The sequence below is a fragment of the Pinirhizobacter sp. genome (assembly GCF_036499745.1).
GTDB lineage: Bacteria > Pseudomonadota > Gammaproteobacteria > Xanthomonadales > Rhodanobacteraceae > Pinirhizobacter.
In genome coordinates, this window is the sequence record NZ_DASYDG010000018.1 from 41,701 (window position 1) to 67,617 (window position 25,917).

The 25,917-nt window shown below is 65.8% G+C and carries 8 protein-coding genes; 4 read left to right on the forward strand and 4 right to left on the reverse strand.

The window, feature by feature from the left end:
- Positions 1–54: 54 nt before the first annotated feature.
- Together VGM61_RS06665 and VGM61_RS06670 are read left to right on the forward strand one after the other, a co-directional pair.
- Positions 55–17,784 carry a leukotoxin LktA family filamentous adhesin gene (locus VGM61_RS06665; RefSeq protein ID WP_331521966.1) on the forward strand — a complete coding sequence of 5,910 codons (17,730 nt, stop codon included), beginning with the start codon at positions 55–57 and terminating at the stop codon, positions 17,782–17,784.
- 20 nt (positions 17,785–17,804) lie between these two features.
- Positions 17,805–19,415 (forward strand): ShlB/FhaC/HecB family hemolysin secretion/activation protein, encoded by a 1,611-nt coding sequence (locus VGM61_RS06670; RefSeq protein WP_331521967.1) that lies wholly within the window; start codon positions 17,805–17,807, stop codon positions 19,413–19,415.
- 8 nt (positions 19,416–19,423) lie between these two features.
- On the opposite strand, the gene VGM61_RS06675 is transcribed toward VGM61_RS06670, so the two are convergent.
- The 4 genes from VGM61_RS06675 to VGM61_RS06690 all read right to left on the reverse strand — a co-directional run bounded on the left by VGM61_RS06675 (position 19,424) and on the right by VGM61_RS06690 (position 21,985).
- The gene (locus tag VGM61_RS06675) at positions 19,424–19,780 is read right to left on the reverse strand and encodes a VOC family protein (protein WP_331521968.1); all 357 of its coding nucleotides are present in this window, start codon (positions 19,778–19,780) and stop codon (positions 19,424–19,426) included.
- 38 nt (positions 19,781–19,818) lie between these two features.
- Positions 19,819–20,484, reverse strand: coding sequence for an epimerase (locus VGM61_RS06680; RefSeq protein WP_331521969.1), 666 nt, complete (start codon positions 20,482–20,484; stop codon positions 19,819–19,821).
- A complete protein-coding gene (locus VGM61_RS06685) occupies positions 20,481–21,347 on the reverse strand; it encodes an SDR family NAD(P)-dependent oxidoreductase (protein WP_331521970.1) in 867 nt (288 codons plus the stop codon). Before VGM61_RS06685 ends, VGM61_RS06680 begins: the two co-directional genes overlap by 4 nt.
- 65 nt (positions 21,348–21,412) lie before the next feature.
- Complete coding sequence (locus VGM61_RS06690) at positions 21,413–21,985, reverse strand: TetR/AcrR family transcriptional regulator (RefSeq protein WP_331521971.1); 573 nt, start codon at positions 21,983–21,985, stop codon at positions 21,413–21,415.
- Positions 21,986–22,266: 281 nt separating this feature from the next.
- Here VGM61_RS06690 and VGM61_RS06695 point away from each other — a divergent pair, with 281 nt between their 5' ends.
- Both VGM61_RS06695 and VGM61_RS06700 read left to right on the forward strand, forming a co-directional pair.
- Positions 22,267–24,447 (forward strand): glycoside hydrolase family 3 N-terminal domain-containing protein, encoded by a 2,181-nt coding sequence (locus tag VGM61_RS06695; protein WP_331521972.1) that lies wholly within the window; start codon positions 22,267–22,269, stop codon positions 24,445–24,447.
- 66 nt (positions 24,448–24,513) lie between these two features.
- Entirely contained in the window at positions 24,514–25,806 is a 1,293-nt protein-coding gene (locus tag VGM61_RS06700) for an NAD(P)/FAD-dependent oxidoreductase (protein WP_331521973.1), read from the forward strand.
- Positions 25,807–25,917: the final 111 nt, after the last annotated feature.

Here is a 25,917-nt window from a genome sequence, read left to right on the forward strand (position 1 = left end):
CCGTCAACCGGTGCCTGGGCAACCTCCCTCGGCGCCAACAGGGGATCTACCGATATGTCGAGTTCGTCATCGCACGTCGCCCGCAAGGGTGCTTCCTCGCAGCTGCGCGAAGTCCAGGCCACCGGCATCGGCTCGCACCCCTTGCGAAAGCTCTCCGTAGCCCTGGCAAGCGCCCTCAGCCTGGGCGCACCGGCAGCGTGGGCGGCATCGACGGTGACGGTCTCGGCGAACAGGTTGCCCGGCACCACCAACATCACCCAGACCAACGCGACCACCATCGACGTCAACACGGTGGCGAAGAACGGCAGCAAGACCGCCTTCAACACCTTCAAGGACTTCACTGTCGGCGGCGGCGACAAGGTGAACCTGCACCTGCCCACCGGCACCGAGAACCTGGTGAACCTGGTGGACAACCAGGCCGTGGTGAACGGCACGGTCAGCAGCGTCCTGGGCAGCACCGAGGGCGCGGGACGGGTGTTCTTCGCCGACGCCAACGGCTTCGTGCTGGGCACCACGGGTGTGATCAACGCCGGCGCGCTGGCCATCGCCACGCCCAGCCAGGCCACGATGAACAAGCTCTACACCGAGGGCGCCAACGGCGGCGGCACGGTGACCGACACCCTGCTCAACGGCACGATCGACCACGGCAATGCCGATGTCAGCCTGAAGGGCACGATCAACACCACCTCCGGCGTACGCGTGCAGGCGCGGGCGATCGATGCCTCGGGCACGGTGTTCGTCACCGGCGGTGCCGATGGCACGGGCCTGGCAGCTGTGAACGTGGGTGACGACGGCGCCATCACCGTGGTTGCCGACGACAAGGGCATCCACCTGGACGCCGCCACCATTGACGTTTCCGGCACGCTGAAGTCGGCCGACAGCGGCAACAACGCGGTATCGGACATCACCCTGACCGCCGATGCCGAAGACACCGTGCTCTCGGGCCAGTCCACCGCGACCACCGGCATCACGGTGTCGGGCACGATCACCGGCAAGAACGTCTCCTTGTCGGCCAATAGCCGTTCCACGGCGGATTACTCCGATCTCAACCAGGCCATCAATACCCTCGACGGCCTGCTGCCCGCAGGCGTGGTGAACATCGGGCTGCCATCGTTGCCCTTCGGCGTGGTTGCTTCCAACGCCATTGCCAAAGTGCAGGTGCAGTCCGGCGCGCACATCAACGCCACCGGCAACGTCACCGTGCAGGCGTTGTCGCAGTCGAAGTCCGCCACCTCGGCGCTGAACAGCGTCGGCTCCAGCCCCGTGCTGGCTGCGGCGATCTATGGCGAAGTGCGTGGCACCACCGAGGCTTCGGTCGCCAACGGCGCCAGCATCAACGCCTCGGGTAACGTCACCATCAAGGCCCTGCACGGCTCGGACCTGGATATTTCCTCCGAAGTGTCGGGCGACAAGGCGGTCGCTGCCTCCGCGGTGGTCGGCAATGTCATGGTGGACACCCAGGCCACCATCGCCTCGGGCGCGAGCATCACCGGCCAGGATGTGAGCGTGCTGGCGCGCAACAGCGCCAGCTACGAGATCGAATCGAAGGTGGAGGCCACCGGCAATAGTCCGGTGGGCGCCAACGCCGCGCTGCTGTTCGTCGACACCAACGCCCGCGCAGAAAGCGATGCGAACCTCGGCAGCGTCGCCAACCCGATCAAGTCGCTGACGGTGGTGAGCGGTTCGACCACCGAAAAGATGTCGGTGACCACGGAAACCAAGGTGGGTACGGAAGCTGAGGACACCGATCCGAAGGAGGTCGTATCCTCCGGCGGTGACGGCCTGATTGCCTGGCTCGAAGGCAAACTCGGCGACTACTTCCTTAAGGCCGATGCCGAAGTCGGCAAGCAGGAGGGCGAGACCCCCGTAAGCTCCACACCCGAAGGCGAAGACGCCGACAAGAACAAGAGTTATGTCCGCGGCGGCCTTGGCCTGTCGCTGATCGATGCCGACCAGGGTTCGCACGCGGCCATCGGTCCCAACGCGAAGGTCGTGGCTTCCGGCAACGTGGCCGTGCAGTCGCTGATCGAAAGCAAGGGCACCCAGACCAGCGCCAGCACCGAAACCGAATCCGGCGACGACAACAGCGCCAACGTGTCGGGAAGCCTGGCCATCGATGTCACCCTCGTGCACAACGACGGCTCGGCCACTATCGGCAGCAACGCCAGCGTCACCGCGCTGAATATTGGGCTGGGCAGCGAAGTGACGGTGCCTTGGGACCTGCCCAGCACCTCGGGCCTGGATGATTTCGCCAACATTCCCGAGTTCCTGAGCACCATCTACGACGACCTGAAAGCCAACGGTGCGCCGCTGGCAGCCAGTTATGTCAACGCCACCTCCAAGACCGACAAGGTGGGTATTGCCGGAGCGGTGAATTACTTCCAGCTCGGCAACGACAACACCGCCTGGGTGGGCAGCGGCGCTTCGCTGCATGCCACGGCCAGCACCGATGCCGCGTGGACGGCAACGGCCGCCTTCGGCAACGACGCCGAAGGCACCGCGATCGACGACGCATCTCTGGCTTGGTCGCACTCGCTGGGCGTGACCGCCGACACCACGGTGCAGACCATCGACATCGCCGGCAACTTCGACCTGCTCAAGGTGCAGGGCACCGGCGGTACCGGCACTGACGCCAGTTCCGTCGGCGGCGGCGTGAACCTGGTGAACTACAGCGACAACACCACCGCCGGTATCGGCGATGCGGCCACCATCCAGGCCGCCGCGGTGAACGTGGAGGCCAACGACACCCAGCAGATGGTGGTGGTAACGCCGTCGGCCGGCCGTGGTTCGGGCATCTCGGGCAATGTCATCTTCGCCATGGCGAACATCGACAACGCCACTCACGCTTCCATCGCCAATACCGCCAAGGTCACCGCCGGCGGCGTCGACGTCGACGCCCACCAGGGCGTGGGCGTGTGGTCGATCGCAGGCGCCATCGCCCAGGGCACCAGCGTGGGTGTCGGCGTGGGCATCGCCATCAACAACCTCACCACCGATACCCAGGCCTACATCGGCGACAACAGCGCCGACGGCACCGTAGCCGACCCCGGCGCGCCCGCCGCCACGGTGCGGCCGACGGCCGGCATCCACGCCGACAGCGTCGAGGTCAAGGCGGCCACCGATGGCCGCAGTGGCGCCATCGCCATTGCCGGCGCGCAGGCCAAGGGCGACAAGCCCGCCTCCGGTGGTACCGGCGGCACCGGTGGTACCGGTGGAACGGGCGGTACTGGCGGCACCAGCACCGACGATGACACCCCCGAGTCGCTCTCCAACGACCAGAGCCCGGATTTCCTCGCCACCACGCAGGGCAAGACCGACGACAGCACCGGCGGCTTCGGTATCGACACCCTGTTGGGCAAGATCCCCGTGCTTGGCGATCTGCTCAAGACCGGCCAGAAGCAGGAAGGCGCCACTGAAAGCGCAGGCAATAGCGAATCGAAGCCCAAGGTCGCGGTGGCTGTGGCCGGCAGCGCCACCGTCGGCCTCGGCAACCTCGATACCAAGGCGTTCATCACCGGTGTCACCATCGACAGGAACTCAGGTGACGCCTCGGACATCGACGTCACCGCGCTGAACCAGACGGACCTGATCAGCGCCAGCGGCTCGGCCGCGCTATCCACGGCCAAGACCGACGGCAAGGCCAGCGCCGGCATCGCCGGTGCCGTCGCGTACAGCTTCATGGATAACGACACGCAGGCGTGGCTCGATGGTGTCACCGCTGCCCACGCTGGTGACGTTACCGTCCAGGCGCTCTCGGGCGGATCGATCGTCGACCTGGGCCTGGGCCTGGCCTACAACGCGAACAGCGACCAGAAGAGCGGTTCGGTGGCGGGCTCGTTCTCCATCGGTACCGCCAGCAACAGCACCACCGCGGACATTCGCAACTCGACCTTGACCGCAGCGGATGACAGCGCGACGGTCAACGTCACCAGCTACGACCACACCGACATCGGCGCCGGCGGCGGCGCCTTCGCCATCGGCGGCAGCAAGGGCGTGGGCATCGGTGTTACCTACACGGATATCGGCAATACCAATACCGCCGGCATCCATGGCAGCACGCTGGACGGGTTCGGCGATACCTCGGTGGAAGCACTCAACGCCGCGCGCATCGCCTCGGCCTCCGTGGCTGGTGCGCTGTCCGCCGGCGACGAAAGCCTGGAGCTCACCGGCGCTTTCACCTTCAACACCATCCACAACGACAACGAAGCCACCATCACCGGTTCCACCATCAGTGACGGCCACGGCGACGTGACCGTTAGCGCGATCGGCGGCGCGCCGGTGGCCGCTTACGACACATTGCTCACGGGCAATGGCAAGTCCATCGCCGATGTGATCGACTTCAGCGGCGGCTCGCTGGCCGAGCAGGGGGATGTCGGTTCGGCGATCTTCGCCGTATCCGGGGCGTTGTCCGGCGGCAGCGATGCCGTGGGCCTGTCCTTCGCCTACAACAGCATTGCCAATACCTACGCAGCGTCATTGCTTGGCGGCAATACCAGCACCACGGGCGACATCGGCGTGAACGCCGTGGACAGCACGCGCATCTTCGCGCTGGCTGCCGGTATTGGCGCCTCCGACGGCGATTTCGCCGGCGCAGGTTCCGTTACCGCGAATTTCATCAACGACAACGTCTCGGCCACCATCGGCGATGCGGCGGCCGCCAGCACCACGACGACGCTCAACGGCGCCACGGTTTCCGCCAAGGCCGACAACGCTGCCACCATCGACACCCTGGCCGGTGCGATCTCCATCTCCACCAGCGGTGATTCGGCGGGCCTTGCAGTGGCCTTCGACGAGATCGGCAACCAGACCTCGGCCACCATCGCCAACGCGAATGTCACCACCACGGGCACGGCGACGGCTGCCGGCTGCGATGCCACCACGGCGTCTGTTTCCGCCAGTGCCTGTTCCACCGGCACCATCAACGCCGCCGCGGTAGGCGTGGCTGGTGCCGACGGCGTGGCGCTCACCGCCTCGCTCGCCATCAACGACATCGGCCTGCAGGACACCGGCGCCATCGGCAGCCTGTCCGATGCACTGCGCGATACCTACACCAAAGCCACCATCACCGGCAGCGACATCAGCACTGCCAGCCTTGGCGTGCATGCGAACGATTCCAACACCATCAATGCCCTGGCCGGTGGTATCGCCGTCTCCACGCAGGCAGCCGCCGGTGCGGGCTTCGCGCTGGAGAATATCGGCGCCAACACGTCGGCCACCTTCAGCGACAGCACGCTGAAGGCCACCGGTGCGGTGAACGTGGGCGCAGGTTCCACCGGCTCCATCAACGCCCTGGCCGTGGGCGGCGCGGTCTCCGGTGACATCGCCGTGGGCGTGTCCGTGAGTGCCAATGTCATCGGCAACCACACACAGGCAACCGTCGACGGCATCACCGGCTACAACAGCGCCGCGCGCGCCACCATGAGCGATCTCACGGTAAAGGCTACCGATAGCGCGGCGATCAACGCCTACGCCGGCACCTTGGCCATCGGCTTCGAAGGTGCCGGTGTGGGCGCGGCCTCCACCGTGAACACCATCACCAACATCACCCATGCCACGTTGAGCAACTCCACGCTGGACGCCTCCAGCAGCACGGACGTGGAAGCGATGTCCCAGGCGGTGATCCAGACCGTCGCCGCCGCCGCTTCCGGCGGCCAGGGGCTTGGCCTGGCCGGTGCGCTTACCGTCAACACCATCGACAACGACATCGATGCCAGTGCCACCGGCAACGACGTGGACAGCAGCGGCAACGTGACCACCATCAAGGCCACGGACGACGCGAAGATCCTCTCGATGGCAGGCTCCATCGGCGCTTCAGCCGGTGCCGGCGTGGGTGCTTCGATCGCCGTCAACGACATCGGCACCAGAACCATCGCCGAGCTCAGCGGCGGCACCTGGCACGCCAGGGACATCACCGTCTCGGCTACCAGCACCAACCCGAACGCCGACGGTAGCGACCCGGCGCACCAGCTCGACGCCAACATCCAGACCCTGGCCGCCGGCGTGGGCGGTGGACAGGTGGGCGGCGCGGCCTCGGCCGCGGTGAACATCTCCACGGCCACCATCCGGGCTGACATTACCGATGGCGCCCATGTCACCGCCGAGGACAACATCGGCGTGCTGGCGGTCAACCGCCAGGGCGTGGACGTGTTCGCCGGCAGCCTGGGGATCAGTGCCGACGCCGTGGGCCTGGGCATCGGCGCGGTGGTGAATTACCTCAACGACAGCACCTCGGCCTATATCGATGGTGGTTCCAGCGTCAATGCACTGGCCAAGAATGCTTCCGACACGCTCGCCGTCAACAGCGGCACCCTGGCCCATGCATCAGACCTGGACGTTTCCCAGATCCATGACGCATCCGACTATGTGAACCCGGATCTTTCGCAGACCCAGGCCATGGTGACGGGCCTGGCCGTGAATGCGGCTTCCTCGCAGGCAGTGACCACGCTTGGCGTCAGCGCCGCGGTGGCCTTCGATCCCTTTGGCTCGGCGGCCATCACCGCCATGGCCGACGCCAACGTGCTGGGCGGCGGCACCCACGCCTATATCACCGGCGCGAACATCAACCAGTCCAACACGGGTGCGGGCGGCCAGCAGAGTGTCGACGTGCGTGCCAGCAGCCACGCCTACGATGCCGCCTTCGTGGCCGGCGTGGCCGCCGGTGCGACCGACGTCGCCGCCACCGGCGCGGTGGGTGTGAACACCTTCAATCGCAGCACCAAGGCCGAGATCACCAACACCACGCTGACCAGCCGCGGCGCCACCAACGTTATCGCCGAAGCCAGCCAGCGCAGCGTGGATGCCGTGGTGGGCCTGGCCGCCGGACTTGTCGGCGGCGCGGGTACGGGCGTGGCCAATGTGTTCAACGCCGATACCGAAGCCAACGTTTACGGTGGCTCGCTCACCACCGGTTCGCTCGCCATCGGCGCGCACGACGAGACCGACGCCAACATGATCGGCGGCGCGGGTGCCTTCGGCGGCGTGGCCGTGGCCGGTACCTTCCTGCTTTCTTCCTCGACCAATACCACCCAGGCGAACCTGGGCAGCACCGCCGGCGATACCGTGGTGCATACCAGCGGCGCGGTGGGCGTCAACGCCACCTCCGATGTAAACCTCGGCAGCACCATGGTCAGTGGCGCAGGTGCGGGCGGTCCGGCGATCGCCGGCATGGCCTCGTTCACCATCGTGGGCAATACCACCAAGGCCACCACCGAGAAGCTTCGCCTGGACCAGGGCGGAACCGACGCCGGTGCGCAGGCGCTGAACGTGCATGCCACGGAGAACATCCATCTGGTGCCCAACGCCGCCAGCGCCGCACTTTCCACCGCCAGCGTCGGCGTGGGCGCGGCTGCCAACGTGGTGTTGCTGGAAAGCAATGTGGCCGCCTCCGTGCTGGACAGCACGATCAAGTCCGCGGGTACCGTGGATGTTGCCGCTGTCAGCAACAAGACCATCGACATGACGACCGTGTCGGGCGCCCTGGGCTCCGACGCCGGCATCAGCGGCGCGCTTGGCCTGGTGATCGTGGGTAACGGCTCGCTCACCGGCAACGATGCCGGCGACGATCCGATTTCTGAACTGGACAAGGGCGGCAACGGCAGCCTTACGTCGATGAACAGCTTCGGCGGTTCGTCCAACGTCAGCAGCCAGCAGATGGGCGGGCAGCTCAGCGACAGCGACGCGGCCACCATCAATGCCGCCAGCAAGGTGTCGCTGCTCGACGGCAACCACAAGCTCAAGCGCACGCAGGACGGCACGCAGGCGCTGGTGTCCAATTCCTCCATCACCACGGCTGGCCTGAATGTCACCGGCACCGGTACCACCTCGGTGACCAACGTGGTGGGCAACCTGGCCGGCGGCGGCTTCCTCGGCGCGGGCGGTGCGATCGGCTTCAGCGTGGTCAACCAGGCCATCGGTGCCCATGTCGATAGCAGTTCGACGATCAATGCCACGGGCACCGTGGACGTCGGCGCCAAGGCGAATAACGGCACAGCCACGGCGTATTCGCCGACCGGCGCGGAAGGTGGCAGCTACAGCGTGGCCACCAGCGCCTACCAGGGTGCGGCGGGTCTCGTGGGCCTGGGCGCGGCGGTGTCGATCTCGCAGCTCAACAACCAGGTGAACGCGAGCCTTGACGCCGATGTCACCGGGCACGGTTCGAACGCGGTGAATATCTCCGCCGAGGACGACAGCGCGGTAGCGGCGCGTGGCGGCGGCCTGGTCGCCGGCGGCGCGGCTGCCGGCGTGGTGGTATCGCAGGCGCAGAAGAACGGTGCGGTGAACGCAGGCATCGCGGCCAGCACGACCATCACCAACAGCGGCGCATTGAGCATCTCCGCCACCAGCCAGGGCGCAAGTTCCGCCAAGGCAACCGCCGTTACCGCGGGCCTCCTGTTGGCCGCCAACGGCGCCGACGCCAATGCGAGCGATGACGAAACCATTTCGGCGACGATCGGCAAGAGCGCCAACATCACTGCCACCTCCATCAGCCTGAAGGCGATGGACCAGCCGGATGTGGAAGCCGATGCCTTCGGCGTGGCCGTATCCGGTGGTGTTTCCATCGGTGCTTCGGTGGCCACGGCCGATGCCGGTACCCATGTCACGACCCTGGTGGACGACAGTGCGACGCTTTCCACGACCGGTGCCACGATCCTGGCGGCCACCAGTGGCGCCACCACGACCGGCGGCGTACGCGCCAAAGCCGTGGGCGGTGCCGGTGGCCTGTTGCTTGGTGCCAACGCCAGCGTGGCCAAGGCCACCTCGGCGGCACAGGTCAGCGCCACCACGGGCACGGGTGTGCATCTGCCCATGGGCATGATCGCCATCAGCGCCAACAACATCAGTTACCAGGACGCCTCGGCCACCGCCGGCGCAGCGGGCCTGGTGGGTATCGGCGCGGCCGCGGCGGACGCCGATGCTTCCGGCAGTACGGTCGCCGGCCTCGGTGCCTCGAACACCTCCGCGACCAATCGCAATAGCGATCTTGCGATTGCCGCCCTGGGCACCGATGACAACGAGAGCGACGCCACCGCTGGCAGCGGCGGCGTGATCTCAGGCAACGCGGCCGTGGCGCGCACGTCCAACAGCACAACCACCACAGCTTCGATCGGCGACAGCGCCAACGTGCATGCCGCAGCCATCGAGATGGGCGCGCTGCACAACGACAACTATGCCGTTGAAGTGAACGCGGTGGGCGCGGGCATCGCCAACATGAGTGGTGCCTTCGCCTCCAGCACGGCGACCAACAATGTCAATGCCACCGTGGGCAGCAACGCGAAACTCTATGCCACCGGCTACGTCGATATCGGCAGCAGCAATGTGTTCGCCAACGTCGGTACGCATCAGCAGGTACAGGGCGGTGGCGGTGGCGTACTTTCCGGCGCCGCGGCCGACAACAGCACCACGCTTTCGGGCACGTCCACGGCCAGCATCGGCAGTTCCACCACGATCGTCTCGGGCCTGGACAGCGGCATGGCCGACCAGCTGGCCACCAAGTACGACGGCCTGACCTACACCGGCGGCACCGACCTCTTTGCCAACCCGGGGCGCATTCGCCTGGGCGCCAGCAGCCAGGTGCTTGCCAACGATACGGTGTCGCTGGATTCCGGTGGCGCGGTGGCGGGCGCGGGTGCCAGCGACTCGCTCGACGTGAACCTGACCAACAACGCCACGGTGGGCGACAACGACAAGTTGCTGACCAACGGCGACATCGGCATCGGCACTTATACGCAGTCCACCACCACGCAGTCGGCGCTCACGCACACCTACGGTGGCGGTGCGCTGGGTGACTCCTCGGCGTCCACCACGATCACCAGCAACCAGTCGGTGGGTGTCGGCACCAACGCGATGCTACTTGGCTTCGGCCAGATCAACCTCACCGCCGGCATGGATCCGTCGGGCTTCATCCCCTCGCTGTTCTCGGCCGACACCATCGGGCAGTCGTATGTGATCGGCCTGATCGCCATCGCCACGGGCTCGGCCAACACCACCATCCACAGCAACGCCACCACCACCATCGGTGCCGGCGCGAATGTGCTCGGCGGTGCGGATATCAGCCTGGGAAGCTATCGCGGTACCAATAGCGTCAGCGCCGAAGGCACCGGTCACGGCTACGAACTCGGCTTCATCCCGGTCACCAGCGACGACAGCAACGCGCGCGCCGACGGCAGCGAGACGCTGGTCCTGGCGGGCAACGTTACCGCCGGCATCTATGCGGACAGCAGCATTGCCATCGACGCCAGCGGGAACCTCACGCACAGCACAGGTGCACCGGTCCAGGTCACGTACTCGGCGACCTTCAGTCCGTGGAACTACATCAACAATCACCTGGCGGGCCTCACCGACAACACCGACAGTAGCGGCAATAGCGGCGTACCCATCGTGACCGGCCAGGGCACGCCGACAGCGCCGACGGGCGTTGGCGTGCAGAACAGCAATGTCAACGACGGCACACAGGCGGGCACGACCGTCGGCTCGACCACGGGTACCGATCCGGGGTCGGTCACTGGCAACCCGGATGACCTGTCGGTAGGCGATATCCTGAAGGGCACCACCACCAGCGGCACCACGGCGGCCTATACGCTGGGTTCGCTGTACGCCGCGGGCGGCAACGTTACCGTGCACGCCGGCAGCATCACCGGCAGCGGCGCGCTCAATGCGCATGGCAGCCCGTCGATCAGTGTCACCAATGCCAGCGCCGACTACCTGGTGCTCAACGACATCACCATCCCGACCGGCGGCGGTGGCGCGGTGACCTTCACAGGCAGCGCCAACGAAAGCTCCGACGCGGCGATGCACGTGAACCGGGACACCAGCAACATTGCCCCGTCGATCACCCTCAATAACAGCTACACCGGCACCGTGAACAACACGCCCTCGAGCGTGACCCAGGGCCCGGCGATCTTCCTGGGTGGGACCATCACCAACCTCGATGGCCTGGTGGATATCAGCAATGCTTCCGGTTCGGTTGGCCAGTTCGCGCCGATCTCTGCCCAGCAGATCAAGGAGTTCGTGCCCAACGGCGCGGTAGCGGTATACCTACCCGACGGCACCTTCCACTCCGGTGCGGATCCGGTGGCGTCCTACCAGCCGTACCAGATCGACCTGGGTGACGCGAACAAGGCGATCATGTATGTGGCCAACGCCATCTACAATCCCAACGGCACCTATACCGACGCCGGCGCCTTTTCGTCCATGCTGTACAACCAGGCCGGCGGCGGCAACATCGGCGGCGTTTCGCTGATGTTCCTGGGCCAGTGCGCGCCGTACGCCAACAGCGCCTGCGGAAGCAATCCCAGCTCCGGGACGTTCAGCTTCCACAACCAGGACCTGCCACTGATCTATACCCTGGCCACCAGCACCAGCCAGGCCACCGATCCCACCCCGACGACCACGGCCGGGGCGTCGGCCCTGACCGCACAGACGGTGGCGGTGAACGCCAAGTGGATCGACATCGACAGCCAGATCACCGCGGGCCGGCCGACGACGTACAACATCACGCTCGATTCGCAGGTGCAGACATTCATCGATGGGCAGACGCCGAACCACGGCCTGGTGGACGTGCCCACGTCCGCCTGGTGCGTGTCCGGCGGCGCCACCTGCTCACCGGGCCTGGTGCAGTACGACACCGATACCGGTCACATCGTGATCAACAACGTCAACGCATCCGGTGGCGGGTTTGTCTCCCTGGACGGCGGCATCATCAGCACCAAGGCGATCGGCCAGATCACCATCAACGATGGCTACGGCCACGTCACCGTGAACAACAACCTCAATGTCCCCGTGCAGATGGCGGACATCAACACCGGCAACAACGCGGTGGGTGAGTTGAAGATCACCGACCACTTCAAGACGTACAACGTTGGCGGCAACACCATCTACCAGACCTTCTGGTACGTCGACACACAAGGCTCGGGCACCAAGGTCTATACCAACTCCAACGGTGCTACGGATGTGGGCAATGCCGTGCAGTACACCGGCTTCGCCACCGACGGCCAGGGTATCCAGTACGACCCCACCGCGGGCCTGCGCTACCAGTGGCAGCAGCAGGTGAACCTGTCGCGTCCGATACCGACGCTCGACACCATCACCAACTGGCAGTACGTCGATGCCTCGGGCACCGCCGTGAGCTCGCCGGACTATCTGCTGATCTCCAGCGGCGTTACCACCAGCTCCACCGACCACGATGCCTTCGACGAGCACGTCACGGCGTCGGCCAGCCTGGGAACGGTGAACAACGGACAGTACCTGTCGGCGCTGGATGTGTACTACCACGGTTGCGGCGACGACCTTGGCTCAGGCTGCCATTACGGCTTCAGGAAGACCGACCAGGCCGCCGGTGCCGGCGTCTGGGAATACCGGTATTTCGAGGACGCCCAGCTCAACATGACGAGCTCGGTCAAGGCCGACTACACCTTCCACATCAATTTCCAGGGCAACGCGACGGGCCAGGTCAACATCAATTCGGCCTCCAGCGTGCTACTCGGTGGCAACATCTACAACCCGACGGGCAGCACCAGCATCCTGGCCACGCAGGGCAGTGGTGGGTCGATTACCGGTAGCGTATCGGGTGGCATTACCAGCAAGGGCATTACGCTTGCGGCCACCGGTAGCATCGGTGATGCCAGCAATCCGCTGAACGTGGTGATGACCGGTGGCAAGTTGTCGGTGGACGCCGGTGCCGCGGGTACCAACATCGCCGCCACCACGGCGCTCGACCTCGACCACGTCACGGCAGGCAACGCCACCACGGGCTACGGCGATGTCACGCTTAGTTCCGGCGGCAGCATCACCGGCGGCAGTGGTACGTCCGTCACCGGCCGCGATATCACGCTCACGGCCGGCGGCGCCATCGGCGGGGCCATCAACGGCGGCAATCCGCTGGTGATCGCCGCCCACTCCACCACCAATGCCAACCATGGCGTTGACCATGGCGTGGTCAACCTCGATGCCCTCAACGACATCAACGTCCGCCAGACGGGCGGCGACCTGCTGGTCGGCCTGATCAAGTCCGACGGCGGTTCGGTGAACGTGGACGTGCCCGATGGCTCGATCGTCGATGCCGCCGGCATTACCTCCGGCCAGGCGCTGTCTTCAGACCAGCTGAAAACGGTCAGCCAGACCCTGCACCTCACCACGGCGGACGACGGCGGCGCCATCGCCGCTGCCACCAAGCAGCGTATCGAGCAGACCGCCGACGGCTACTACACGCAGTACCAGGGCCTGATGGACAATGGCCAGGTGGTGGACGGTGCGTTCGTGCTGAATGCCTCGAAACTCGATCTCTACCGGGCGCTGGCCTCCGCCGAGCTCGGCAAGGCTGCCGATGACGCCGATGTACAGGCTTATGCGGCCGCCCGCTACGTCACCTATGACGCCTACTTCAAGGGCCTGATCGGCACGGACTACGCCACCACCGCCAAGTTCACCACGCCAGTAGCCGCCTTCAACTACGTGGCCGATGCCGCGCAGGTCGACGCGCTCACCGACAACGCCTTCTGGAAGGAAGGCTGGCTGACCAGCGCGGTGAACAACGCCGCGCTGACCGATCCGGGCAACAAGCCGGTGGGCAGTGCGGCGCCGAACATCCAGGGTCGCAATGTCACCCTGACCGCCAAGAAGAACATCGGTGCGCTGGGCGACACCGCCAGCATCAGTGCCAGCGACCTGATCGACGGCACGGTGAGCGACGCCGACGCCGCGGCCCTGGCCGCCGCCAATGCGCCGGGTGACATCACCCTGGTCCGCGACGGCAATGGCGTGCTGGTGAGCGTGCAGGTGCGGCAGACCCAACCGCTGTTCCTCACCGCCGGCGGTACGGTGGCGGCATCGAATCAGGCAGGCTCCGGTGGTTCGATCTACCTGCAGGCCAATGGCGACCTCAACCTTGCCGGGATCACTTCCGACAAGGACGTAAGCCTGGTGGCTGTGGGCAACATCAACAACACGTTTACCGATCCGAACCAGGCGGTGATCAAGGCCAATGGCAACCTCACCATGCTGGTGGGTTCGGGCAGCAGCATCGGCAACGTGGCAAGCACCACTGGCGGCATGACTACCGCCGAGCGTACGGTGTCCTACGACATCGGCGGCATCCTGCTGGCAGCGGATGCCAGCCAGGACGTCGTGCTGCGCGCCCTGAACCACGATCTCGTCTTCGATCGCATCGGTGGCAACGGTCAGATGGTGCTGCGTACCGATGGCAATATCGAGCAGGCGCTCGACGGCCTGGCGCTCACCGGCCGCGGCATAACGCTCGATGCGGGCGGCAATGTCGGTTACCTCGGTGACAACAGCAAATACCTGCAGCTCTCCACCGGCACCGGCACCGTCGATGGTACCGTCGGCGGTTTTGTGCGCCTGGATGACACCGATGCGACCGCGCTGAACATCGGCACGCTTGATGTCGCCGGCAACGTGGATGTCGTGGCCAGCGGTGACCTCAACGTCACCTCGCTGGTGTCCACCGCGGGTTACCTCAACGCTTCCAGTGGTGCCGATGCCGCCTTTGGCACCGTGAAAGCCATGGGGCCGGTAGACCTTACCGCGGTGGGCGATCTCACCGTGGGTAGCGCCACCAGCTCAGCGACCACTGGCATCGGCGCAACGCTCCAGGCCGGCAAGGCGATCATCGCCACCGATGACGGCAGCCACCAGGCCAATGTCACGGTGGGCGGTGCAGCGGCCGTGCTGCTTCAGTCCGGCACCGGCATCGGCTCCCCATTGCGTGTACACGGCGGATACCTGACTGCCACGGCGGACACGGGCGACATCGATCTCGCCATGCTCACCGACCTCATCGACGGCAGCATCGATGCCACCACAGGCTCGGTGACACTTACCGGTACAGGCGCCATCAACGGCTCGTCGATCCATGCAGGCCAGTCGGTGGACGCGACCGCGGCGACCACGTTCAACGTGGGCACGGTACTTGCCGATGCCGGTTCGGCCAGCATCGATGCCGGCGGCGACCTCACGTTGACCACCCTGGGTGCGGGCACCGATGCAACGCTCATATCCGGCGGCGACATCAACGCCCAGGACATCACCGCGGGCGGTGCCATCACGGAAACGGCCACGGGAAGCATTACCGGGCATTCGCTGCAAAGCGGTGGCGATGCCCAGTTCTCCGGCACCGACGTCAACATGGACCTGGTCAATGTCGGCGGAAGCCTCAACGGGACCGCACTGGGTGACCTTGGCCTGGTGACCACCAACGTGACCGGCGACACCACGCTCGGTGTCGGCGGTACGGCCACGCTGGGCAGCTTGCACACGGGCAATGACCTGGCGATCACCGCCAATGCCATCGACGCGGGTGACCTGCACGCCGGCCGTGACATGACCTTGGCCGCCATCGGCCTGTTGCAGGCGGACTGGCTCGAGATCGGCCGCGATGCCGTGATCCATGCCGATACGCTTGACGTCACTACCCTCACCGCCGGGCGCGACGCCGACCTGCACGCCGGAACACTCGACATCACCACCCTGGGTGTGGGCCGTAACGCGTCACTCAACGTAACGGGCAACGCCAGCATCGACACCACCACGGTGGGCGGCGATGCCACGGCGACGATCGGCGGCGACGCCACGCTGGGTGACGTTACCGTTACCGGCGCAACCCTGCTCCAGTCCACAGGTTCCACCTCGATCCACCAGTTCACCGGGCACGGCACGCTCGGCGTAACCACCGGAAAGGCGCTGGGGATCGACCTTGCGAGCGTCGACGGCAACACCACGATCGATACGGGAACCACGCTGACGCTCGGTGACTTCACCGGCAACGCGGCGATGACCACCACGTCGGTGGGCGACACCACTATCGGTAGCCTGAAGGTGGCCAACACCTTCGACGCCATGTCTTCGGCCGGCTTCAACCTGACCACCGGTACGGTGGGTGGGGATGCGTCAGTGAAGGCTGCCGGTGCGATCGGCTCCGGTCATCTGGACGTGGGCGGCAATTTGGTGGCCCAGTCGGGCGGCACCATGGATCTGGACCAGACCACGGTCGGCGTCGATGCGCAGTTGACCGCCGGCGATGCACTGACCTCCAACACGCTCGATGTCTCCCATGACCTGACGGCCACCACCGGCAGCACGATGACGCTCGATCAGAGCCATGTGGGTCATGACGCTGTGATCAAGGCGGGCGATGCGCTTGCATCGCAAGCCCTGGACGTGGGCAACGACCTGCACGTGACCGGGCTCACCAGCGCTTCGCTGGATACCACCACGGTCGGCAACGATGCGAACCTCGACATCGGTACGTCGCTGAAGGTCGGGTCGATCAAGGCCGGCAACGACCTGGTGGCAACGTCCGGTGGCGACACCTCGATCGACGCGGCGACGGTCGGTCGCGATGCGCTGCTCAACGCAGGCCTGGGCATGACGCTCGGCACGGTGACGGCCGGCAGGGACATCGTCGGCACGGCGGGCGACGACCTGGCCTTCAACGAACTCGATGCCGACCGCAACATCACCCTGCGCTCCCTGCGGGGCCGAATCCTCGGCGGCACGGCGCATGCCGGAAATGCCTTCCTGGCCACGGCCCAGACGGACATCGATGCGGACACGCTCACGGCGGGTACCACCCTCGATGCCACCGCCAGCACGGGCAGCATCGACGTCGGTACCGCGGTTTCGGGTACCACGCTGACGGCTACCGCCGCCAACGACCTGCATATCGGCAGCGCGACGTCCGGTACGACGTTCACTGCCACCGCCGGCAATGACCTCACCCTCGGCACGGCCACGGTGGGGCAGGGCGCGGTGATGAAGGCCGGGCAGGACCTGCACGTGGACACGCTCGTCGTGACCCGCGATGTCCTGGCCACGGCAGGCCGCGACGCCTACGCCGGCAACGTCACCGTGGCGGGCAACCTCACGGGTGTCGCCGGGCGCGACCTGACGGTGAACGACTACGACGTGACCAAGGATGTCTCGCTGACGGCGGGCCGCGACATGTTCCTCGGCCACGGCAAGAACGCCGGCCAGCTCGATCTGTCGCTGGGGCGCAACCTCGACTTCGCCTCGCTCACCGCCGGTGGCCCGATCGCCATCGATTCGTCGGGCGGTACGGTGCATGGCGGTGACCTGATCACCGACCTTGCCACCATCAGCGCCCGCGACGGCATCGTGCTCGATACCTCGCACATCGGCACACGGCTGAACCTGGCGTCGGCCGATATCGACGCCCACGTGATCCAGACCACCACCGGCAAGCCGATGACGATGACGCTCACCGGCTACCACGGCGGCGTGGCGAAGAAGATCGTGGTAGACCTGCGCGATGCCGACAGCTGGCTGATCGACCGCCTGGCCGCGGTGCAGGCGGTATTCGATACCTCCGCAACGTCGGTATCGATGCCCAACGCCACGATCCAGGGCGACATGTGGCTGCGCACGCCGGTGGCCACCTTGTACATGAACAACGTGTCGCCGAAGCTGGTGCAGGCCGACGTGCAGTTCTTTGAACCCGATACCCAGTTCCAGCTGTACCAGGTGGACAAGGCCACGGTGTCCGATGCCTTCGTGTCCCGCTACACGGTGGGTTACGACATCACTACGCCGAACTACATCGCCACCCATACCAACACGGAGCTGGACTTCCTCGGTGACAGCGTGCTGCGCTATCTCGGAAGCACGCTGACCCTGCACACCAACCAGACCTCCACCGATGGCGACGAAAGCGATACGTCGCTGCCGCCGGCCGACCAGTACGGCCATCGCCAGAACGACCTGGTGCAGTCGAACGGTCCCGTCGCCGTGAACCTGGGTGCCCCCAACTGATGTCCCGGAACCTCATCTTGATGAATCGCAAGGCCCAAGCCTGCACCTGCCTGTTGTTGCTTGCCGGCGTCCCGGTGGATGGAGCATTCGCCCAGTCCACCACGCCACCGCTACAGACGCCGGCGCAACGTACCGACCAGTACTACCAGGACCGCCAGGCGCCGCCGGTGCCCGCCCGCTCGGATAACCCGCTGCCCACCGGCACACCGGCGAACCAATCGGGCGTTCGCAGTGATGTGCGATTCGAGCTCACTGCCGTGCAGTTCAACAAGTCGGCCTTCCTTGATGAGGGCGCGCTGGCGGCGGTGGCGCAGCCCTACATCGGCAAGACGGTGGGTGCCAGCGAACTCAACGCCATCGTCGACGGCGTCAATGCCCTGTACACCCAGCGCAACGTCACCACGGCGCGCGCGGTGCTTAGCCGCCAGCCGGTGGAGGGCGGCGTGGTGCACGTGGATCTGGTGGAAGGCCACCTGGGCAAGCTCACCATCGAGGGCAACAAGCGCACCCACGAGGCCTTCGTGCGCCGGCGCATCCGTGCCCAGCCTGGCGCCCTGCTGGACGCCAATACCTTGCGCGACGACCTGGTGTACATCAACCGCACCAGCAACCTCACCCTGGCCGCGTTGATGCAGGCAGGCACCGAACGCGGGCAGACCGACGTGATCGTCGATGTCGCGGAGCCGAAGACCTACAGTTTCGATGCCTTCGTCGACAATGCCGGCGTGGATACCAGCGGCAACACCCGCGTGGGCCTGGCCGGACATATGGACGGCCTTTTCGGCGTAAGCGATCGCCTGGATGTGAACATTGCCAAGTCGCGTGGCGGCACCGATGGACAGTTGTCTTATTCGGCCATCGTCACGCCCAGTGACGGCCGGCTCGGCGTGAGTTATTCGCGCAGCCAGATCGATATCGTCACCGGTGCGTTCCGCGACCTGGACATCACCGGCCATTCCTCGGTGATGTCGCTGGACTGGACCCAGCCCTTCATCGCCACCCAGCGCTGGCTGTTCGAAGGCACCGCGTCGCTGCTTAAGTCGAAATCCGATACGTCGATTTCTGGCACGGCGGTGTCCGATACCACCACCAACGGCGTGTCAGTCGGGGTGAATCTTAACCACCGCGTCGAAGGCCGCGAGTGGACCTTCGTGCAGCAGTTCAACCATCTCAACGCCGACCAGCCGATTTCCGGAAGCGGTTCGTTCCTTACCGCCACCGGCAGTTTCGACGGCGTGCAGCGGCTGGGTGGTTCGTTCGCCCTGCGTCTGGATGCGGGCTGGCAGTTCACCTCGAAAGACACCTTGCCTTCGTCGTCGCTGTTCCAGCTGGGCGGTGTCGGCAGCGTGCGCGGTTACGACCGTGGCATCGTGGCCGGTACCAAGGGTTATTACCTGGATCTTGAAATCCACCACCCACTGGGTGCCACTGACGCCTATGTGTTCGCCGACCACGGCGCGGTGTACCAAGCCTTTCCGAAGGATCGCCAGATCACCGGTGCGGGTGTGGGCGTGCTGTGGAATTATCGCAAGTGGCTGAGCTTCAACCTTGACGCAGCCCATGCCTTCACCAAGGTCATTCCCGACCAGGACAGCTGGCGCGCGGATTTCCGCGTGGCCGTGCACTTCTAGCCACGCGATTACTCGGCGGGAGGCTCCCACAGCTCGATGGGGTTGCCTTCCGGATCGTGGATGCGGGCGAAGCGCCCGGTCTCGGGGGTATTCCACTCGTCCTTGGTGATGGCTTCGATCCCTGCGTCGCCAAGGGTGGCGACCAGGGCGTCCAGCTCCGTCACGCGCAGGTTCAGGATGTAGTGCTTGTCGGCAGCGAAGTAATCGGTGTCGTGCTTGAAGGGTTCGACGTAGGTCACGCCGGCCTGTTGCTGCCAGCCCGACCAGCCTTCACCAATGATGCCAAGGTGTTTGGCGTACCAGGCGCGTAGGCTTTCTGGTTCTTTCGACCGGAAGAAGAAACCGCCGATTCCCGTGACTGGCATAGCTTGTCTCCATGGCGGGGTTCGACCCGCGTTGATGGTTAACCGGCCGCATCGGCGATGTCGCCGGTTTCAAGGATGGGTTTGGAAAATCCCCGCGCCGCGACATTCACCATCGCGCGGCCGACGCGCTCGGTGTCGAGGATGGTCCTGGGGTAGGCGCGGCGCAACAGGCCCATAAGGGGAGAGAACACGATGTAGATCGCGTTGTACAGCGGCGTCTTCGACTTCGCCCCGTTGAGTGCCTGGATCACGCCTGGGCGGAACATGAAAGCCCGGCCGGGAAAAAGGCGCAGCAGCGCGTTTTCGGTGCGCCCCTTCACCCGCGCCCACATCGACTTGCCCTCTTCGGTGCTGTCGGTGCTGGCCCCGGATACGTACTCGAAACGCATGCCGGGGTTCAGACGGTCCAGCACCGTCGCCACTTCCATTGTCAGGTCGTAGGTAAGGCGCGTGTAGGCGTCTTCCTTCATCCGGAACGACGATACCCCAAGCACGAACAGGCAGGCGTCCACACCGCCAAGGCGGTTGGCCACGGGCGACAGGTCGAACATGTCGCTATGGATGATTTCCTCAAGCTTGTCGTGGACCACGCCGGTACTGGAGCGCACCACGGCGCGAACGGAGGTGACCTCCGGCGACAGCAGGCATTCGCGAAGCACGCCCTGGCCGACCATGCCGGTGGCGCCGAAGATCAGGATGTTCATCCGACGGACTCCGGGAAGGCGGGGATCTGGCCTGAAGTGTAATCGGTGGATTCGCTCACCGCCTTCCAGGCAGCACCGGTTTTCGCGCGCAGGGCATCGACCTCGCCGGCGTAACGCGTGGCATCGCTGCCCAGCAGCAGGTGAAGCGGCGGGGTGGGGTGGTCGGCCAGCCGACGGATCACTTCGGCGACGCGCGTCGGGTCACCCGTTTCGTTACCGACGTACTGCGCCAGCATGTCGTTCAGCGCACCCACCGAAGGTTGGTAGTCCGCCATCACCGGTTGGCGGTTGCCACGCGCGCGCTGGCCCCATCCGGTGCGCATGCCACCGGGCTCGAGCGTGGTGATGCGAATGCCCAGGGGCTCAAGCTCTCGCGCCAGGACTTCAGTGAAGCCGCCCACGGCCCACTTCGCCGACTGATAGGCCGACAACCCCGGCGTGCCCACGCGGCCGCCGACGGAGGACACCTGCATGATGAACCCCGATCGCTGCTGGCGCATGACGGGAAGCACCGCGCGGGTAACCTCCACCACGCCGAAGAAATTGGTCTCCATCTGCGAGCGGAACTCAGCCGAATCCATCTGCTCGAAGGGCACTACTTCGCCATAACCTGCGTTGTTCACCAGCACGTCGATGCGTCCGAAGCGCGCCACGGCCGTCTCGACCGCGGCCTTGATCGACGTAGCGTCGGTAACGTCCACGCGGGTAGCGAGCAGGGCGTCGCCGTGGGCCTTGGCCAGGTCATCCAACGTGGCGGCATCGCGCGCCGTGGCCACGACGGTTTCGCCATGCGCCAGCAGGTTTTCGACGATGTCACGGCCCAGGCCGCGGGAAGCGCCGGTAACGAACCAGATCTTGCTCATGATATGACTCCTGATGATAGGTGAGTGTTTAGACACTCATTTATTGAAGGGAAGAAATGGATGGATCAATGGCCGGAGGCGACCAGCCAGAAAGCGCGGAATCCTGCTTCGGCATATTCCGGTGCCTTATCCGGGTAAGCCGCCATGAACTCGATCGTGGTGTCCGCCAGCGACGTCATGATCGCTCCCACGAATCGTTCGCCCTGGGCCGCCATCGGACCTGCGGCGGTGACCTCACCCAGGGCCACGGTGATGGCGTTGAAAGCCGCCGAGCCCGTGGCCCGGGTCTCAGGCGTGACCTTGTCCGACAGGGTGAGCTTGGCCATCACCTTGCGTTCGTGCGGATGGGCCAGGCCCCAGGCCACATACCCCGACCAGGCATGGCGCGCCCGTTCCTCCAGGCTTGCCATTGCCGGATACCCGCCCAGCATGGCCAGCCGCAGGCCATCCTTCAGCTCCAGGTAAAGCTCGTTCAGCAGCACATCCTTGCTGGCGAAATAGGTGAACAAGGTACCTTCGGCCACCCCCGCCTCCCGCGCGATCCGCGCCGTCGGCGCCGACAGGCCAAGCTCACCCATGACCCGCGAAGCGGCGGCGAGAATGGCATTGCGCTTGTCGGTACTACGGGGACGGGCCATGAGGCATTAATTAAGTGAGTGTGTACTCAATCATATAGCCGACATCCCACCATTGCAAGACCCCGAGCATTAGGGGTCAGAGTCATTTATGGGAGGAGGCGCCAGCAGGGTTCGATTACGGCTCTGACCCCTTAGGCTTTGACCCCTTGGGCTTTGGGTTGATTGAGGGCTCCGAAAGCTATCTAATGCGCGTAAACGTTTACGCCCGTGCCGTCTCCAGGCGAGCATGGCCAAGCGCGCCCCTTTTGCTGGCGCCATTTTTTTGCAGGTCCGTCCGCCGAATGAAAAGCCCCGCCGAGATCGACGCCCTCATCGCTTCCATGACCATCGATGAGAAGGTCGGCCAGCTGGGGTGCTTCGCCGACGCGCTGCGTCCGTTCGCGCCGGAGGTAAATCCCGAGGCCAACGCCCGCGACGCCGCCCAGGTGCTTGAGCAGATCCGCGCCGGCAAGGTGGGCGCGCTGTTCAATGGCGTGGGTGCCGCGGCGGGCCGCGAGTCCCAGCGGGTGGCGGTGGAAGAGAGCCGGTTGGGCATCCCGTTGCTGTTCGGCGCGGACGTGATCCACGGCATGCGCACGGTGTTCCCGATTCCCCTCGGTGAGGCCGCCAGCTTCGAACCTGAACTGGCCGAACGCACCGCCCGCGCGGCTGCGGTGGAAGCCACGGCGGCCGGCATTCACTGGACGTATGCGCCCGCGGTGGACGTTGCGCGCGACCAGCGCTGGGGCCGCGTGGCCGAAGGCGCGGGTGAGGATACCTATCTTGGATCACGCTTCGCCGAGGCACGCGTGCGTGGCTTCCAGGGCCCGGACCTCACCGCTGCCGACAGCCTGTTGGCCACGCCCAAGCACTTCGTCGCCTACGGGGCGGTGCAGGCCGGCCTGGATTACAACAGCGTGGATATATCGCCGCAGACGTTGCACGAAGTGCACCTGCCGCCGTTCAAGGCCGCCTTCAACGCCGGCGCCATCACCACCATGAGTGCCTTCAACGACATCAATGGCGTGCCGGCTTCAGCCAATCGCGAGATCATGACCGACCTGCTGCGCGGTGAGTGGAAATTCCCGGGGCTGGTGGTATCTGACTACACCGCCGACATGGAATTGATCGCCCACGGCTTTGCCGCCGACGCGCGCCACGCCACGAAGCTGGCCTTCACCGCTGGCGTGGACATGAGCATGCAGAGCGGCTTCTACGCCGATCACCTGCCCGACCTCGTGGCCAGCGGCGAAGTGCCCGAGGCGATGCTCGACGATTCAGTACGCCGGGTGTTGAATATCAAGAACACGGTGGGGCTGTTCGACGATCCCTACCGCTCGCTCGACGCCGTGCGCGAAGCGGCCGATGCCACTCGCGACGAACACGCCGCGCTTGCCCGCGACGCCGCGCGCCGCTCGATCGTGATGCTGAAGAACGACGGCGACGTGCTGCCCCTGAAGAAGTCCGGCCAGCGTATTGCGCTGATCGGGCCGTTCGCCCGCGACCAGCAGAACCTGGAAGGTTGCTGGACGTTGTTCGGCGATGCCGCGCGGCATGTCACGCTGGACGACGGCCTGCGCCAGGCGCTGGACGACGCAAGCATGCTGAGCGTGGAACCGGGCTGCGATTTCGAGACGGAACGGCCCGGTGGCTTCGCCGCGGCGATCGCCGCCGCCGAGGCCGCCGACGTGGTGTTGCTGGCCATCGGCGAACCGCAGGTGTATTCCGGCGAAGCGCAATCGCGCACGCAGATCGTGGTGCCGGCGGTGCAGCAAGCCCTGGCCGAAGCCATTGTGAGCACCGGCAAGCCGGTGGTCGTGCTGTTGCGCAACGGCCGCGCGTTGGCGCTTCACGGCGCCGTGCGCGATGCCCAGGCCATCCTGGTGACCTGGTTCCTGGGCAGCCAGACAGGCTCCGGCGTGGCCGATGTCGTCTTCGGCGACCATTCGCCCTCCGGCCGCCTGCCGGTGAGTTTCCCGCAGGATTCCGGCCAGCAGCCGTACTACTACAACCACCGCCGCACGGGACGCCCGGAGATCGCGGGCCAGCCGCATGCCTTTAAATCCCGCTGGCGCGAATTTACCAACGAGGCGCTGTATCCGTTCGGCCACGGCCTGGGCTACGGGCGCTTTGCCTATGCGCGTCCCACCGTCAGCACCGGGCAACTGGGCTGGGACGATGTGCTTACCATCCGTTGCAAGGTTTCCAACCACGGCGAGCGCGATGCCGAGGAAACCGTGCAGCTTTACATCCACGACAAGGTGGGCAGCCGCGTGCGCCCCGTGCGTGAACTCAAGGGATTTGCCAAGGTGATGATCCTGGCGGGCTCCACGCACGAAGTGGAATTCGCCCTCACCCGTCACGATCTCACCTTTGCAGGCGCCGATGCGCGGCCGGTGGCGGAACCGGGTGTTTTCCAGTTGTGGGTGTCGCCTTCGTCCACCACCGGTGAGCCGGTGGAATTCGAATTGCTCCCGCACTGACACGACGAGTTTCTTACATGCATTGCGCTAGCGTTTCCCGGTCCATGTAACCGGAGGAAGCCTCGCGTGACAGGGAATCCGCATCGCATCGTGATTGTCGGTGGTGGCGCCGGCGGCCTTGAACTGGCCACGCGCCTGGGCGGGAAGCTCGGTAAGCCCGGCCTGGCGGCGGTAACGCTGGTGGATGCCGCGCTCACCCACGTATGGAAGCCGCTGCTGCATGAAGTGGCCGCCGGCTCCCTCGACGCCTCGCGTGAGGAGCTCAACTACATGGCGCAGGCGACATGGACCGGATTCGAGTACGAATACGGCCGCATGGACGGCCTGGATCGCGCCAACAAGCGCCTGCGCCTGGCCCCGCAGATGGACATGGATGGTGTGCAGCTGGTGCCGGCGCGGGTGCTGCCTTACGACACATTGGTGCTGGCGGTGGGTAGTTTGGGCAACGACTTCGGCACACCCGGGGTACGTGAGCACGCCATCTTCCTCGATACCCGCGAGCAGGCAGAGGCCCTGCGCCGCCGCCTGCGTGATCGCTTCATCGCTGCGCGCTCGCGCGACGACGGCATGCCGGTGCGAGTGGCCGTGGTAGGTGCCGGTGCCACGGGCGTGGAGCTTTCCGCGGAACTGCGCGATGCGGCGAATCTTTATGCCCACTACGCCGGCGACGCGGAGACAGTCGCGCTTGAAATCATCCTGCTGGAAGCCGGCACGCGCGTGCTGCCGGCGTTGCCCGAGCGTATCGGCCACGAAGTGACCACGCGGCTGCGCGAGGAGTTTGACGTCCAGGTACATACCGCATGCCCCGTGCGCCGGGTGGAAGCCGGTGCCGTATACGCCGGCGCCGACCACCGCTTCGCCGCCGACATCGTGGTCTGGGCCGCGGGCATTCGCGCACCGGCCTTCCTGCACGAGCTCGATGGCCTGGAAACCAACCGCGTCGACCAGCTGGTGGTGGATGCCACCCTGGCCACCACGCGCGATCCATCGGTGTTTGCCTTCGGTGACTGCGCGGCATGCCCGCTGGGCGACGGCCGCAGCGGCATCGTCCCGGCACGCGCCCAGGCGGCCCACCAGCAGGCCAGCCTGCTCGCCGCCAATTTCGTCCGCCGTGCCGAGGGCAAGCCGATGAAGCCCTTCATCTACAAGGACCACGGCTCACTGGTGTCGCTTGCTTCGCACTCGGCTATCGGCGATCTCTTCGGCGGCCGCATGGTGGAAGGAAAACTCGCGCGCGTGGTTTATGTCTCGCTTTACCGCATGCACCAGGCGGCGCTGTATGGCTGGATGAAAACCGGCCTGCTGATACTGGGCGGCTTGCTCACCCGGGGAACGCGCCCGTTGCTCAAACTGCACTGACAGGGCAGTTTGCCGCAGTGCACCGGTAGCGCAAAACGCCGCACCCGTGTGCGCGGCGGTGGGTCGGGCGTATGCTGGGCACATCACGAAATGGGGTCGCCATCATGCCGT